This is a genomic window from Neobacillus terrae (assembly GCF_011393025.1).
Lineage (GTDB): Bacteria > Bacillota > Bacilli > Bacillales > Cytobacillaceae > Neobacillus_A > Neobacillus_A terrae.
Map to the genome: position 1 here is coordinate 1 of NZ_JAAOEO010000028.1, position 15,110 is coordinate 15,110.

Genomic DNA, 15,110 nt, shown 5'->3' on the forward strand with positions numbered 1-15,110 from the left:
TCAGACTAACGGATGGGCTCTAACGCACCATAGTTCATCGACCTTCCTCATCCAGCCGTAGAATCAGTATTGACGGATTGTGACCATTTTCATTCTCTGTGGTGAAGCGCCGATTTTTGCGCTTCATGGATGGCTAACGGGTGCTTTAGTTTAAGAAAGATAAACAATAATACTATAATTTAAACTGCCTAAAACCTCGTCGTATTATATTCCGGCGGGGCTTTCTTTTTTTATGGCTATAAAAATTCCTCTTGACTTTTCCTCAGAAATGGTTATGTTCCTTTTGCCGGTGGGTGAACTACCGAACATAAAAAAACAAATGGAGGAATAAACACCATGAAAACAACCACGAAAAAAAATCGTGAAAATAAGATCCGCAACAATACACAGGCTGCAATCCGGCGTCTGAGAGATAGGGGTATGCTTTCATGAGCGCCAACCACTCCCCCTTTATCAGCAAATTAAGAAGACCTTTGGAAAAAGGTACTCTTTCACCCTTTTTATATGAGGGCTTTAAAGAGTACCAGAATCAAAGGAGGCTTAGAAATGAAAAAACAGCAAATATCCAGTAACCCTTTCCCTGGCCGGAACCGTGGACTTATTACCGTTGTAATTAAAAAAGGCGGCCAGGAAGGGAGTGTCCAGCTCTCCTTTGACCTTTTCGAGGAGCACCTATTAAAAGAATAGCGGAATAATTTATGCCTCTGCCTGAGAAAGATAACGGGTGGAGGTGATTTAAATGAGACGACGAGTACAAATAAGCTCTATCCCCGAATCAAATCCGGTTTCAAAAGTGTGGATTCAACACTTGATAACACGCCTTCTAATTGGAGAGCTTAATATTCCACACAGAATGCAGGCAAAATTGCTTTATGAATTATCCAGAGAAAGAAAGGATGTACATTAGATGCAATCTATTGACACTCAGAAAAAACATGTTTTCTTCCGGCGAGTAAGTACAGCAGGACAAGATATCATAACACAGGAGGCAGCTGACCTCCCCTACCGAGAGAAATTGCCGGATGAGGAAATTATAATTATCAATGAAATAGCCACTTCCGCAAACAAAAAAGCCATCAATGAAAGGCCAGAGATGCAAAGGCTCATTTCTTTGATAAAGGATACTAAAGTCCACACTATCTATGCCTTTGACCGCAGCCGCTTGTTTCGTGATTTTTACGAAGGCATGGAGTTTAATGACTTACGTGCTAAGTATAATGTCCAGGTGATTTACACATCTGTGGGGAATGGAAACATGCCAGCAAGTGATGACGTTTTCGTAGAAGGATTACTGAGCATGTTTAGTGACATTGAGGGGAAAAACATCGCCCGCAGAAGCCGGGAGGCAAGATTAAGATATCCCGCGAAAAAATTTGGTTACCAAAAACAAAAAGAGACAAAGCATTTCTTACATGACTCCTCCAAAAAGGAAAGCGTACAACAATACTTTGCTGCTCTTAAGGAAATTGGTTCCCTTGATGATTTATATAAGATCACGAAGGAGTATCGGAAAAGATTCAAAAAAACAGATGAGCAATTAATCTCCATGGCTACAGATCCATTTTACGCAGCATATGACCTGGAAAGGGGAACAAACAAGCTCCATCATGTCACCTCTTATATTTCTATTGAAGAATTTTTACAACTCCAGAGAGCCAAAGGAGAATTTTTTAAATCTTTTCTTGAACGAAAAAAATCGCTTAAGGCCCAAAACGTTTACATTCCCTATTGCGGTTACTGCCGGAAGCCTCTTATTTACAAGATTGAAGAAGAATCTAACGGCGCACATTATATTTGTTCTTCCAAACTGCATCCCCATGTAAATATTTCATTTTCAGACCTATCTAAATTAGTTGGGTGCATTTTGAGTGAAATCATTCAAAACCTCGATGAAGAAAAACTTATCGACCACTCTATCCGTTGTTACAGAACAATTAAAAAGAAATTGAAAGCGGAAATGGATATCATTGACCTAAATCTTAGTGGGATTACGGAGAAAATAGTCCTTGAATCTGATGAGTATTCTGCCGACTGGAAGCAAGACCCTTTATATAAACGACAACAGCTTTTAAAACAGGAGTATTATAATTGCCTGGAACAAATCCAAGAATATCAAAGCGCACTCCAGAAAAACAAATCCGTAATAAAAATTATTGAAGGGACACTAAAAAACCAAACTAAAACCAATCCCTTAATGCTCTGTGACATGCTCATAAATGCAATTTATATTTATGGGGATAACATTCAAGTAGATGCTTTCTATTTTGATTACCTTGAGGATATGGGAAAGGCAATTGTTTTCGAAGGAGATGATACAGTATGACTTTAGCATTTGGTTATGTCCGCCGTTCCTCTTATAAACAGCAGGAAAACAATAGTGTTGAAATACAGAAAGCCCACATCCTGGAGTATGCACGGAGAAAAGGACTAAGTGTCCCGGATGAATTTATCATTATCGAAGATGTTACGAGCGCATATAACAAGCGAGCCAATCAGCGAAAAGAGCTGATGCGACTCAAGGAAATGATGATCGAAACAAAAATTCCTACCGTAATCTTTTATGAAGAATCCCGAATGGACCGGACAGCTTACACGTTTGTACTGGACTTTTATCGACCATTAAAGGAAGTTATTCCGGATATTTTAGTATATACAACCAATTCCGAAAATCCCTTTAATCCAGATAATGAACAAAACAAAATCGCTCTTTTACTTTACCGACAAGAGTCAGAAATTAAATCAAGCCGCGCTGTTGGAAACTTGATTGCCCATTTAGAAGCCGAGGAAAAGACACGGCCAGGCTCCAAAGTTCCCTTTGGATATAAGCAGGTTAATAAAACGCTTATTCCTAATGAAGATTCCGAGATTGTCACTTTTATCTATTACCTTCATAGCTGGGGTGTATCAATGGGAAAAATAGCAACCATTCTGAACGATTCTGAAGTTCCTTCACCATCTGGCAAAGCATGGAGATCAAGCACGATAGAAAACATTTTAAAGAACCCTGTCTACACCGGAACGCTAATATGGGATATTCAAAAATCAAAGACTGAAAGGAAATACGAATTCCAGGATTTCCATGAACCCTTAATTGATTGCCTTCTTAAACAAATTAGTGACATTAATATTCAGCTTCAAAGTAATTATGGCCGCCTGGATACACCTTTCCTCTTTTTAAATAAACTTAAATGCGCTGATTGTGGTGATAAACTAGCCACCCAAAACGGCTCAACTAAAAGAAACGGCATTGCATATCAATACCAATATTACGTATGTCGGACCTGTAATTACAAACTAGCCATCGATGAATTACACGAAAAGCTTTTACCTCAAACTTTCAAGCATGTGCAATCTTCTATAACTGCACAAACAATGAAAACAACATCAGAAGCATACCTTACACAATTCCAACAGACCATCAAAAAAAATATAGCCAATTTAAAAAACTCTATTGACAAAGCCCATTCAAAGGGTTGTATTGCAAAAGAACAAGGTGACAAGGAGCTCGAAGAAGCAGCAGCCTTCTTGCAGTTAAAGTACAAAACCTCAATTGATAACCTTGTTTCCTACTCAAAGTCAGTCGATGAATTGAAAGGAGCGCTCGATTCAGATTTCTTTTCCCATCGCTTCAATCAACTACTAGATGCTTCTCTGGCGATTACAGAGAAGCGGTTAATCATTCTTTACTTTGTCGATGAAATTTTAATATCGCCGGAAAAGCCACCAAAGCTTATCTTTTGCGAGAACTTCTTTGAACAATTACTTCCACTGGATAAACTCCCGAAACAACGAGGGCTACAAATGGATAAACTACCGAATCATATTCAAACCACCGGAATACAAAATACCGACATTTCTTAAGCGCCCTGTCTACAGGGCTTTCCTTTAAGAAATGTTCGGTAGTTCATCCGTATTGGTATACCAATATGGATGAAAAACAGAAACTGATATCCATAGTATGGACGAAAAACCGAAAAATAACCAACATAGAAAAAATACTGGGAGAGGGAAATAATGAAGGTAATAAGGTCATATGCAGGGCCTGAAAAAGCTGTTGATGTAAGGACGGTTCTGCAGCAACTTTTAACATTAGAAATAGAAAAAATGGTGAATACTAATTCTGTAAACTCACCAGCATCTCATGAAAAAATTACTCTAGGTGGTGATTGTGCATGAGATGTGTAATATATGCTCGTGTTTCAACAGAATTGGATTCCCAACGGACGTCTATTGAAAATCAGATCGATATTTTCCGGGACTACACTTCCAAGCAAGAAAATTGGGAGATTGTTAAAGTCTATACGGATAAGAAATCAGGGACTAAGGAAAATAGGCCCGGATTAAAAGCTTTGATTGAAGATGGAAAAAACGGATTGTATGATGTGATTTTATCCAAAGAGTTATCTCGTCTGGCGCGTAATGGTAAGCTTTCATACGAGTTACGGGATATGTGTAACGACCATGGAATTCACATCGTGTGCATGGACAATTCCATAAATACTATTGAAGGCAATACCAATAACTTTGGATTATATGCCTGGTTATATGAAAATGAATCAGCCAATAGCAGCCGGAGGAATAAGCAGGCCAAGCGCGTTAAAGCGCAAAGGGGAAAGTTTGTAGGTTCACATCCTCCTTATGGATATGGTTTGGAAAATGGAATGCTTAAAATAAAAAACGATGATACTCCCAATGTCGTCCGCCGTATATTTCAGGACTATTTAAGCGGAACGGGTATGGATACCATTGCAAAAAATTTAACAGCAGAACAAATCCCTACTCCCGCTCAGGCAGCAAACAAAGCCAATGCTTCGGACCTATGGCATTCTTCTACTATCAAAGGAATCTTAAGTAACCAGCACTATGTTGGTGACCTCGTCCAAAGAAGGTCTGAAACAATATCGGTAACCTCTTCTAAACGACGCCAAACAAGTGAGCAGGAATATATCATTACAGAAGATGCCCATGAAGCAATCATTGCCAAGGAACTTTTTAATACAGTACAAGCAATGATGGCAAATAGAACTAGAACTGGTACCGCTCCACAGAAGCATCTATTTACCAATGTCCTTTATTGTGAAGAATGCAATAAAGGAATGTGGTACAAAGCAAACCAAAAAGGCTATAGGTGCGGCGGCAACATTAAACATGGAGCTCATTTCTGCCAAAGTAAAGTCGCCATTCGGGAAAAGGAACTTAAGAATGTGATTTTGGAAGACCTAAAGGAACTGTTCACTACAATAAGCAACGGGACCTTTATGGAAACAATGCTTGGTAAACTAAATTCAAAAAAACAATCCGTTCAAAAAGAATTGAAATCCATCTTAAAAGAGATTGAAATGTCCCGGAATCAAAAGCTTAAGCATGTGACTCTGTATACCGAAGGCATCATAACGAAAGAAGATTTAATGGAATTAAAGCAAACACTTGATGCCAAAGTAGAATCCCTCCTGATTAAACAGGCGCAACTAAATGAAGACTTGATTGAGTGCGAAAATAAGGATTATATTGCGACCCTTAAAGAAAAGCTTAGTGACTTGCTTAACCTTAAGGATTTGACGCCTCAAATACTTAATTCATTAGTGGAAAAAGTAACCTGTCAATTAGATGGAACAATTCACATCAAATATAGTTTTGTAAATCCATTACAAGAAACATGAGAGGCAACTCCCATAAGGGTTAGTTGCCTTCTTTTAAAATGAGTTGCGAGACACACTCAACATGAGTAGTCTGCGGGAACATGTCTACCGGCTGCACTTCAATTGTCTTGTATCCTCCATCTTCAAGGATACGAAGATCCCTTGCAAGTGTAGCTGGATTGCAGGATACATAAACGACTTTTTTAGGCTTCATTTCAATGATGGTCTGGAGCAAAGCTTCATCACAGCCTTTGCGGGGCGGGTCGACGACGAGAACATCAGCTGTGTTTCCTTCTTTGTACCAATTAGGAATTACAACCTCGGCTTCTCCCACTGCAAATTCAGCGTTTTCAATTCCGTTCAATTCTGCGTTTCGGCGGGCGTCTTCTATAGCCTGTGGCACGATTTCAACTCCAAATACTTGCTTCGCTTTTTGGGCCAAAAACAACGAGATGGTTCCGATTCCGCAATAAGCATCAATTACATTTTCTTCGCCACTCAGCTCTGCATATTCAAGGGCTTTTTCATAAAGCACCTTCGTTTGGTCCGGGTTCACCTGATAAAAGGAACGTGCTGAAATAGCAAAGCGGACGTTTCCTATATAGTCATAGATAACTTCATTTCCCCAAAGAACGGTTGTTTTATCTCCCATAATGACATTGGTCCGCTTCGAGTTAACGTTATGAACGATGGATTTCACATGAGGGAGACGCTCAATGATTTGTTCCACCAGTTGATTCTTATGTGGAATATCCGGTGTTTTGGTAATCAGTACAACCATTAACTCACCAGTTTGTTTTCCGTAACGGGCCATAATATGGCGGAGTACACCTTTATGAGACTCTTCGTGATAAGCAGGAATACCAAGCTTATCAGCTATATTTTTTACAGCCTGAATGGCCTCATTCACTTCACGAATCTGAATTAAGCTTTCATCTGTATCAACGATTTCATGGCTCCTCGGTTTAAAAAATCCAGCAATCAGCTTTCCATCCTTCTCTCCGACTGGAACCTGCGCCTTGTTCCGATAATGCCAAGGATCTTCCATCCCCAATATAGGGTGGACCTTTACATCATCGAGCTTCCCGATTCGGGTAAGAACCTGTTTCACCATGTTCTCCTTATACTTCAGCTGTCCCTCATAGCTGATATGCTGAATTTGACAGCCTCCATATTTATGAGCATTCTCCCTTGAAATCTCTATGCGAAAATGGCTTCTCTCAAGGATTTCAATTAGCTTGCCTGCTGCATAGCCCTTATTAACTTTTATAATTTTAATTTTAGCCCTTTCTCCCGGCAGTCCTCCCGGAACGAAAACCGGATAGCCATCAACCTTGGCAACACCTGCACCATCGTGGGTCAAATCCTCAAAAACAGCTTCTATATAATCATTTTTTTGAACTGGAACGGTTCTAGTCATTTTCTACTTCCTTTTCCTGATTGGATAAAAGGATTTTAACATAAATAAAAGTACATTGCGAAACAGTGGATAGTCTATTGAAAACAAAAAGCTGACCCTTCTAGGCCAGCTCACTACTAATCTTCGCTTTTCATTGCATCTACTTTTTCTTTTACTTCTTCGATGTTGCGCATTTTGTTTTCCCAGCAGGTTTTACTAAGGTCAACTGGATATTCCTCTGGATTCATGGTCCTCTTGTATTCATCCCAAAGTGAATCTAAATTCGCCTTCAGGTATTCCCTTGATTCTTCAAGGCATGGATTTTCATAGACAAGCTCACCATTTTCGAAAATATTCTCATGCAATTCCCTTGCAGTGAAATTAGTAACAACCTTGTTAATATAAGTATGCGTTGGGTGGAACATTCTCAGACGCTTTTCAGGAAGCACTTCGTTTTCCAGCGCGATATAGTCCCCTTCTGCATGGTGATTTACGTTATTGATGATCCGGTAAATTTTCTTCAAGCCCGGTGTTGTTACTTTTTCAGGATTGGAGGAAATTTTAATCGTATCCTCCATTTCTCCCTTCTCACTTTCGATCGAAACTAATTTATAGACCGCCCCAAGAGCTGCCTGGTCATAAGCAGTGATTAGTTTCGTACCGACTCCCCAGCTGTCAATTTTAGCACCCTGGGCCTTAAGATTTAAGATGGTATACTCGTCCAAATCACTTGATGCTACGATCATAGCATCCTTGTATCCAGCAGCATCCAGTATTTTGCGTGATTCCTTTGAAAGATAGGCAAGGTCTCCACTATCAAGGCGGATTCCTTTAAAGTTGATTTTATCGCCCATTTCATTGGCTACTTTAATTGCATTTTCCACTCCGGAACGAAGAGTGTCATAGGTATCAACAAGGAAAACACAGTCCTTATGGCTTTCAGCATATTTTTTGAATGCCTGGTACTCATCCCTATAGGCCTGAACCATTGCATGTGCATGCGTACCGGCAACTGGAATATTGAAGAGCTTACCCGCCCTCACATTACTAGTTGCCTGAAAACCCGCAAGATAAGCAGCGCGTGTTCCCCAAATAGCTGCGTCCATTTCCTGAGCCCGGCGTGTTCCAAATTCCATTGCAACAGCGTCTCCAACAACCTGCTTAATGCGTGAGGCTTTGGTTGCAATCAATGTTTGGTAATTCACAATGTTTAGCAAAGCCGTTTCAACAAGCTGTGCCTCGGCAAGGGGAGCATCTACCCTAAGGATTGGCTCGTTTCCAAAAACAAGCTCGCCTTCCTTCATGGAGCGGATACTTCCGGTGAAGCGAAGATCCTTCAAATATTCTAAAAAATCTTCCTTGTAGCCGAGTTCATCTCTTAAATAATGAATATCATCTTCCGTAAAACGGAAATCTTTTATATATTGGATTACTCTTTCCAAGCCGGCAAACACAGCGTAGCCGTTTCCGAACGGCAGCTTGCGGAAAAAGAGTTCAAAGACTGATTTTCTATTATGGATTCCGTCTCTCCAATAGGTCTCTACCATATTGATTTGATATAAATCCGTATGTAAGGTAAAACTATCATCCGAGTATATATGTTTCATGACTGACCTCCAGAATGCTAACCAGGTTATTCAACATTTTAACCCATTTTAACATTAATTAGCCTATTTAACCACCGCGCCGAGCGATTGCTCGAAATGACCCAATGCCCAGTCATGTCCAGGAAGGTTAAAAGAAGCTACTGCTTCTTTATAGACAACAATTTTAAAACCTTTATTGTAAGCATCTACTGCTGTATGAAGAACACAAATATCGGTGCAGACTCCTACAAGATGGACCTCGGTAATTCCGCGTTCCCTCAGTTTGATTTCAAGGTCTGTACCGGCAAATGCAGAATATCGAGTCTTATCGATGTAATGGAGATTTGAAAGATGCTTGTTGGCATCATAAAGAGGCTGCAATTCCCCAAATAAATCCCGTCCGCTGGTACCGCGAATATTATGAGGCGGAAACAGTTTGGTTTCCGGATGGTACTCGTCACCTTTGTCATGAACATCAATTGCGAAAACCGTGTAATCTCCATTTTTAATAAACTCTTCAGTCAATTCTACTATCTTTTTTTCAATAGCCTGTCCGGGTTTGCCGCATGTAAGTTCCCCGGCATCTGCAACAAAATCAAAAGTATAATCAATATTGAATAAAGCCCGTTTTTCCAAACTAAATCCCCCTTATCCGCAGTAAATATGTACCCTGTCTTGAATGGTGTCATTATACCATTTAATTCTCTCTTTATAAGAATATTTCCTTTATAAAGAGAGATAAAGACACATCCAGATTCCCGGAGTTCTTCGGTTCTATCGATGACCTTTAAAGTCTATCCATTACTTTTTCCCATCTATCCAATATTACTGAAGATTTCTATATAAAAAGCCCGCTTCATCACGGAGCAGGCTTACTTTACATTTTATCAGCTATATCTTGTTCCCGGGACCCAGTCAGTCGGCTTATCGAGCGGCCTGATATCATCAATTGGAACATATACCTCCAAATGGCGGTATAGGTTTTCGAATTCTGATGGCAGAAATCCGCCAAACTCACCATCCAAATTAAGCTGAACAGATTCAGTTGTACTAACTTTAATTCGATTGGCCTGTGTGTAAATCACATTTTCATCATTAACATGCTCGCCACGAACGGCAAGAGAGGCAATGCGGATAAAATCGGCCAGATTTATTTTTTTCAAGATAAGCAAAGAGAAAAGTCCATCATTAATTGACGCATCCGGTGCCAATTTTTCAAACCCGCCGATTGAGTTGGTCAGTCCCACAAGGAAAAGCATCGCTTCACCTTCAAAAAGCTTTCCGTCGTATTCGATTCTGACGTGGGAGGCTTTAATTGAAGGGAGCATCTCCATGCCTTTTAAATAGTAGGCAAGCTGCCCAAGCATTGTTTTCAGTTTGCTCGGCACCTCATAGGTAAGCTCGGTAATTCGGCCGCCGCCGGCTATATTTATAAAATATTTTTCATTGATTTTTCCAATATCTACTGGAATCGTGTCGCCCTTAATAATGATGTCAACTGCTCCTTCAATATCCCTTGGAATTTGAAGGGCACGTGCAAAATCATTCGTTGTTCCCATTGGGATAATTCCGAGTCTTGGACGGTATTCCTGTTCTGCCAAACCATTTACTACCTCATGGATTGTTCCGTCTCCGCCAGCAGCAATGACAACATCGTATTGGCGTTCAACAGCTATTTTTGCTGCGCTCGTTGCGTCCCCAGCTCCGGTTGTAGCATGGCAGGAGGTTTCGTAGCCCGCTTCTTCAAGTCTTTGAAGCACCTCCGGAAGCTTACGCTTAAAAGCCTCCCGCCCCGATGTTGGATTATAAATAATTCTAGCTCTTTTCACATTTCATCATCCTATTATCGAAATAAATTTATTCTTCGGATGCCCTGTCAATTGCATATTCTTCCAATTATTATCTTATCTCAAAGGGAGCCTTCCCGCAATGCTCCACAGGCATAAATTATAGTGTTTACTTTTAAAATCCCGTTTACTATGATAACCTTTTTTTCTTTTTTTGCAAAAAAAGAAAATCCGCCGGCTGTATTCCGACGGAAGACTTTCTTGATCGTTTGGCTTAAGTTTATTCTTTTCCTGGTGAATTCAGGTGTAGAGGAGGCGGAATGAGCCATCCTTTTTCTTTATTCAGTCTTAAAAATTTTGCTCCAAGCATCGCTTTAGCGGTATGAAATTGGCCAAACATCATCGCAATGTCCTCGCGAATGGATTGTCCGATAATGGTACTGCAGGCTACAAGGCCGGCAGCAATATCCATGGAGACTCCGGCGCTAATTTCAGGATCCATAAACCTTGCTCCAACAGGAATGCTTTCCAGATCAGCTGCTGGACGGTCTGGCGGGGTTGGCGGAAGTCCCACGCCATTTTCTTTTAAAAGTCCTTCTGTCTGGCTGATCTCATGATTTAGCCCGCCAATTGCTTCCTCAATCAATTTTTTCAAGTCACCGTCACCAGCATGGTTGAGAGTGGTCTGGTAACCGGATCTTAATGCCTTTGCAGTGGACAGATAGCTCCAAACCCCAAATACCTCTCCGTAATGCAAAGGTTCATTTTGTGGATTTCCGCTTAAAATTCCCATAAATACACTCCTCAAACTATTTTTCATATGCAGCTCCTTAAGAAGGATTGAGAACCACACTTTATAGTTTGCATGCTTTATGAAAAAGATATGCAACTATCTGATATTCAGTATTTCTTGGGTTGACCTTACTTTTGCAAATTCGCCGTTAAGGATGGCAAGCTCTGTATCGTGAAGCGTTTGCGGATCCATCACTTTTCCATCGATCCCTTTTAATTCAAAAGCAGCTGTAGCATCCTCAACTAAATAAACATCATATCCATAATTCCCTGCCATTCTGGTGCTTGTGGAAACACAATGGGGAGTTGTAAGACCAGCTATAACCAGTGACTGTAGTCCGTTTGCATCCAGATGTTCCTTCAGGTTAGTGCCAATAAACGCACTGTTGACCGACTTTTGAAAGACTGGCTCACCAGCAATAGGTTCAAACCCTTCTTTAAAGCTGTGTCCGGGACCGTTTTTATAAAAAAGGGATTCCGGATTTTCTGAAGTGTGCTGAACATGCAAAACAGGCCAGCCTTTTTCCCGCCAATTTTTCAAAAGCTTTATGGCATTCTGTTCAGCTTCAGGATTATTCCTTTCTCCCCACCAGGGATTTAAAAAAGCGTTTTGAATATCTATTAACAAAAGACCTCTTTTCATTATCTACTTCCTCCTATTGAACAAAAATCATAAAGGTCAAGGCTTACGATCATCTTATGGAATCCATCAAACAAATTAATCAGTGCCAGCAGTTTGATAATCTGGGTTTCGGTAAAGTGCATCCCCAGCCAGGCGGTTTCTTCATCCGTTATCTCTTTAGGATCCCAGCGGTATTTTGTTATAAAGGAGAACAGCTTCCGATCAAACTCCATGAAACCTGAATAGTCACTGCTATTTACAGCCCTTTTAATTGGCCCGTTCCAGACTGGGTCACCTGTATAGGAAAGGCTCATACACGTCTGGCAGCCATTAATATTAGCAAGCAGAAGGCGAACTTTTTCCTTCACATCTTTTGGCAGGTCAACCTCTTCCCATAAAAAGTGATAAAGCCTGTCATAAAGGTCTTTTATTTCTGGTACAAGCGAAAGCGCAGTATCAAAGTTGGACATTTCTTTTTCTGGCAAAAAAATTCTTGGCATTTCATCCCATCCTTTCCCTTTTATAGTATAATGCTGGTAAAAGAAATAGTATTTCACGTGAAACAATTTTTCAGAAAATACTTTTAAAATAAAACGATAAATATGGCGGTGACCTTTCAAATGATTTTAGATGCTACCGACAAAAGGATTCTTGCTGAACTTTCGGCCAATAGCCGCCAGTCTATGCGCGAGCTGGCCAAGAAAGTTAATCTCTCCGCCCCTTCCGTTACAGAGCGTGTCCGAAAGATGGAAAGCGAAGGGATTATAAACGGTTACACCATTTCAATTGATTATGGAAAGATGGGTTATGGGGTGGATTGCTTTATGGAGGTAACACTGAGGCAGGGAGAATACGAAAAGTTCCGCCGTATTATTGCCGTTAATCCAAATGCCGAGTTTTGCTACCGTATAGCAGGACGGGCATGCTATATCGTTAAATTAAGGGTTAAGGCCCTGCAGGATCTTGAGACTTTTATTAATGAAATTACAGGATATGCAGAAACAGTTACTCATATTGCTCTCTCAAAGGTTGAAATTGAGAAAAGCCTATTAGATGAAAAGTAAAAATAGGGCCGCGGAGGACCCTCTCTTAATCTTTCATGTGGAGAACACAAATATTGCAATCATGGGGGATCATGTGAAGGTCCGTTTCTCCCCACTTTTTCCCGAGGGCTTCCTTAAGCGCTTCCAGAACTTGCTCTCGCTTCCGTTCAGGCAAATCAGCCAAATAGGAAAGCGAAGCCACTCTTTCCACCCATTCAGAATTTGAAAATTCCACATTATATAATAGTCTGTAAAAATCGCTTGTCTCCAGGCCGCTTTGGCGCCATTCCTCAAACCATTCAACAGGCATTCCATTAATCCGCTGTCTCGACTCAGCCTTTGACCCTGCCGGGTTAATCTCTTTGATAAATCCCTTCATAACAACGAAGGTCTTTTCCACGACAGGATGACCCGATAAAAATCCAGAGTCTATTACAATGAGCATGCCTTCTGGCTTAAGAATCCTTTTCATTTCCTTTATGGTATTCTCGCGGTCAAACCAATGCCAGGCCCGCATAACCGTGACAATATCATAGATTCCTGATTCAAGTCCTGTCTCTTCGGCACTTCCCTTTTTAAAAATGATTTCGCTGTTTTCTTTCTTTGCCAGTTCAAGCAGCTTTTCAGAAGGGTCCACTCCGGTTACAATCGCACCGCTCTTAGCCAGTTCCCTTGTTAGGACCCCTGTGCCACAGCCAATGTCCGCCACTTTTTTCCCTTCTAATTCAATCCCCCGGACATTAAGACTTCTTATCAGGTTATCCGGTAAATCATTTCTTGACTTTGCATAGCTTTTTGCAACCTCACCAAAGTTTGTCATCCCATTCGATCCTCTCTTTTTTAAAAAAGCATATTGTCCTACTACAAATGAATATATTTATTCTTGTCAGAGCTTGTTTTAGAAAGTGGGGAAAATAATGATGTTCCTAGGATTATTACTTGCCGCCTATTTGATTGGAAGTTTCCCGACGGCTCTTCTTGTTGGAAAAATAGCTTTTGATGTAGATATTCGTGAATTAGGGAGCCAAAACCCGGGTGCAACCAACTCGCTCCGGGTTCTTGGAAAAACAGCTGCGATAGTGGTGCTAATTTTTGACGTTGGAAAGGGAGTACTTGCCGCCAGCCTGCCCGCTCTTTTCCACCTCGAATATGAATCCCTATATTTTGGAATGGCATCGGTGGTTGGCCACTGCTTTCCGATTTTCGCCGGATTCCGTGGGGGAAAGGCGATTGCAACCACTGCGGGCACTCTAATTTTTATCAGCCTGCCGCTCTTTTCTGCTGCTTATCTTGCCTTTTTTGCAGTCATCTTTTTAACAAAGTATGTTTTTTTGGGATCCATTTCAGTTGGACTTTCCCTGCTGGCCTATTCTCTTTGGTCACAGAATATAGGGTTCGAAATACTATTCCTCCTTTTCTCCTTGTTACTTCTTTATTTACACCGATCCAATATTCGTAATCTCATTCTTGGCATTGAACCGAAAATTAATGATAAAAAGTTAAAAAAGGATAGAATTCCGCCTAAAAAATTGTAGAAATATTAAGACCCCGCTGACTTTCCATTCAACGGGGTCTTTTTTCATTTAGATAAGGTATTAATGATGCTTGCAGAGACTGCGCGCCAAATCGTTTCTTCTGTTAAGTAAGAGGACATAAGGCCTTTGTACATAGCCATCTGCTTTTCCTGAAAATCAGGTGCTTCTTTATCAGGAATCTCTGACCGGCCCTTATCAACCATTTCCTGCATCTGCGGTGCTCTGGGACCCCAAACGCCAGCTTCATTCCCTTCCTGATCGATGAAAATAAAAATAGGAATAGCCCTAGAAGTTCCGTTTGTTAAATATTGATCCATCAATTCTAGATTCTGGTCGCGCAGTAAAAAGCGCACCTCCATATTGGCTTCCTCTGCGACTTTCATCAGAATCGGATTATTTAGCAATGCATCCCCGCACCAATCCTCTGTTATTACGATTGTTCTTAAACCCTTGTCCCTTAAAGCTTGAAGCTTTCCCTTCTCCTCTTGGTTCACTTCAAACTGTCTGTAAATTGATTACATTTCTTCTTTATTTTTTGTCATTCCGTTGATGTATTCTTCTGCAGTCATACCTTTTTGAAACCATTCATTCAGACTCATTTTGCACTCCTCCTTTATTCACATGATATCGCTTTCTCTTCCTTTTTTACAATTATTTGCTGTCTTTAAAACATTTCACTTTCCAGATAGACTAATTACTATTCCGAG

17 protein-coding genes are annotated in these 15,110 nt (G+C 40.6%); 8 read left to right on the top strand and 9 right to left on the bottom strand.

The genetic code is table 11. The features are described 5' to 3' along the window. Positions 1 to 546: 546 nt before the first annotated feature. The 6 genes from G8761_RS23475 to G8761_RS23500 all read left to right on the top strand — a co-directional run bounded on the left by G8761_RS23475 (position 547) and on the right by G8761_RS23500 (position 5,660). Positions 547 to 687 carry a hypothetical protein gene (locus G8761_RS23475; protein ID WP_166030375.1) on the top strand — a complete coding sequence of 47 codons (141 nt, stop codon included), beginning with the start codon at positions 547 to 549 and terminating at the stop codon, positions 685 to 687. 52 nt (positions 688 to 739) lie between these two features. Beyond that, positions 740 to 907 carry a hypothetical protein gene (locus G8761_RS23480; protein WP_166030376.1) on the top strand — a complete coding sequence of 56 codons (168 nt, stop codon included), beginning with the start codon at positions 740 to 742 and terminating at the stop codon, positions 905 to 907. Further along, entirely contained in the window at positions 908 to 2,323 is a 1,416-nt protein-coding gene (locus G8761_RS23485) for a recombinase family protein (protein ID WP_166030377.1), read from the top strand. It begins immediately after the preceding gene. Further along, positions 2,320 to 3,861, top strand: coding sequence for a recombinase family protein (locus G8761_RS23490; RefSeq protein ID WP_166030378.1), 1,542 nt, complete (start codon positions 2,320 to 2,322; stop codon positions 3,859 to 3,861). Before G8761_RS23485 ends, G8761_RS23490 begins: the two co-directional genes overlap by 4 nt. Before the next feature lie 153 nt (positions 3,862 to 4,014). Continuing rightward, positions 4,015 to 4,176, top strand: a complete 162-nt coding sequence (locus G8761_RS23495; protein WP_166030379.1) for a hypothetical protein — start codon at positions 4,015 to 4,017, stop codon at positions 4,174 to 4,176. Further along, positions 4,173 to 5,660: a recombinase family protein gene (locus G8761_RS23500; RefSeq protein WP_166030380.1), complete on the top strand. Its 1,488-nt coding sequence runs from the start codon at positions 4,173 to 4,175 to the stop codon at positions 5,658 to 5,660. The genes G8761_RS23495 and G8761_RS23500 overlap by 4 nt, the downstream gene beginning before the upstream one ends. Positions 5,661 to 5,679: 19 nt before the next feature. Here the strand turns inward: G8761_RS23500 and rlmD are convergent, their stop codons facing one another. From rlmD to G8761_RS23535, 7 genes are all read right to left on the bottom strand, one after another. Beyond that, positions 5,680 to 7,059: a 23S rRNA (uracil(1939)-C(5))-methyltransferase RlmD gene (rlmD, locus tag G8761_RS23505; RefSeq protein WP_166030381.1), complete on the bottom strand. Its 1,380-nt coding sequence runs from the start codon at positions 7,057 to 7,059 to the stop codon at positions 5,680 to 5,682. Positions 7,060 to 7,175: 116 nt separating this feature from the next. Beyond that, positions 7,176 to 8,645 (bottom strand): nicotinate phosphoribosyltransferase, encoded by a 1,470-nt coding sequence (locus G8761_RS23510; protein WP_166030382.1) that lies wholly within the window; start codon positions 8,643 to 8,645, stop codon positions 7,176 to 7,178. A 63-nt stretch (positions 8,646 to 8,708) separates the two neighbouring features. After that, on the bottom strand, positions 8,709 to 9,260 hold the full coding sequence (locus G8761_RS23515; RefSeq protein WP_166030383.1) for a cysteine hydrolase family protein: 552 nt from the start codon (positions 9,258 to 9,260) through the stop codon (positions 8,709 to 8,711). A 251-nt stretch (positions 9,261 to 9,511) separates the two neighbouring features. Next, positions 9,512 to 10,453 carry a diacylglycerol kinase gene (locus tag G8761_RS23520; RefSeq protein ID WP_166030384.1) on the bottom strand — a complete coding sequence of 314 codons (942 nt, stop codon included), beginning with the start codon at positions 10,451 to 10,453 and terminating at the stop codon, positions 9,512 to 9,514. A gap of 238 nt (positions 10,454 to 10,691) precedes the next feature. Continuing rightward, complete coding sequence (locus tag G8761_RS23525) at positions 10,692 to 11,204, bottom strand: DUF3231 family protein (RefSeq protein WP_166030412.1); 513 nt, start codon at positions 11,202 to 11,204, stop codon at positions 10,692 to 10,694. A 96-nt stretch (positions 11,205 to 11,300) separates the two neighbouring features. After that, positions 11,301 to 11,846 (bottom strand): cysteine hydrolase family protein, encoded by a 546-nt coding sequence (locus G8761_RS23530; RefSeq protein ID WP_166030385.1) that lies wholly within the window; start codon positions 11,844 to 11,846, stop codon positions 11,301 to 11,303. Continuing rightward, positions 11,846 to 12,325 carry a hypothetical protein gene (locus tag G8761_RS23535; RefSeq protein ID WP_166030386.1) on the bottom strand — a complete coding sequence of 160 codons (480 nt, stop codon included), beginning with the start codon at positions 12,323 to 12,325 and terminating at the stop codon, positions 11,846 to 11,848. Before G8761_RS23535 ends, G8761_RS23530 begins: the two co-directional genes overlap by 1 nt. A gap of 120 nt (positions 12,326 to 12,445) precedes the next feature. On the opposite strand from G8761_RS23535, the gene G8761_RS23540 reads away from it, so the two are divergent. After that, on the top strand, positions 12,446 to 12,889 hold the full coding sequence (locus tag G8761_RS23540) for an Lrp/AsnC family transcriptional regulator (protein ID WP_166030387.1): 444 nt from the start codon (positions 12,446 to 12,448) through the stop codon (positions 12,887 to 12,889). A 25-nt stretch (positions 12,890 to 12,914) separates the two neighbouring features. Here the strand turns inward: G8761_RS23540 and G8761_RS23545 are convergent, their stop codons facing one another. Further along, a complete protein-coding gene (locus G8761_RS23545) occupies positions 12,915 to 13,688 on the bottom strand; it encodes a class I SAM-dependent methyltransferase (protein WP_166030388.1) in 774 nt (257 codons plus the stop codon). Between the two features lie 97 nt (positions 13,689 to 13,785). On the opposite strand from G8761_RS23545, the gene plsY reads away from it, so the two are divergent. Beyond that, positions 13,786 to 14,403 (top strand): glycerol-3-phosphate 1-O-acyltransferase PlsY, encoded by a 618-nt coding sequence (gene plsY / locus G8761_RS23550; RefSeq protein WP_166030389.1) that lies wholly within the window; start codon positions 13,786 to 13,788, stop codon positions 14,401 to 14,403. Between the two features lie 44 nt (positions 14,404 to 14,447). Here the strand turns inward: plsY and G8761_RS23555 are convergent, their stop codons facing one another. After that, the gene (locus tag G8761_RS23555; RefSeq protein WP_338001023.1) at positions 14,448 to 14,915 is read right to left on the bottom strand and encodes a thioredoxin family protein; all 468 of its coding nucleotides are present in this window, start codon (positions 14,913 to 14,915) and stop codon (positions 14,448 to 14,450) included. Positions 14,916 to 15,110: the final 195 nt, after the last annotated feature.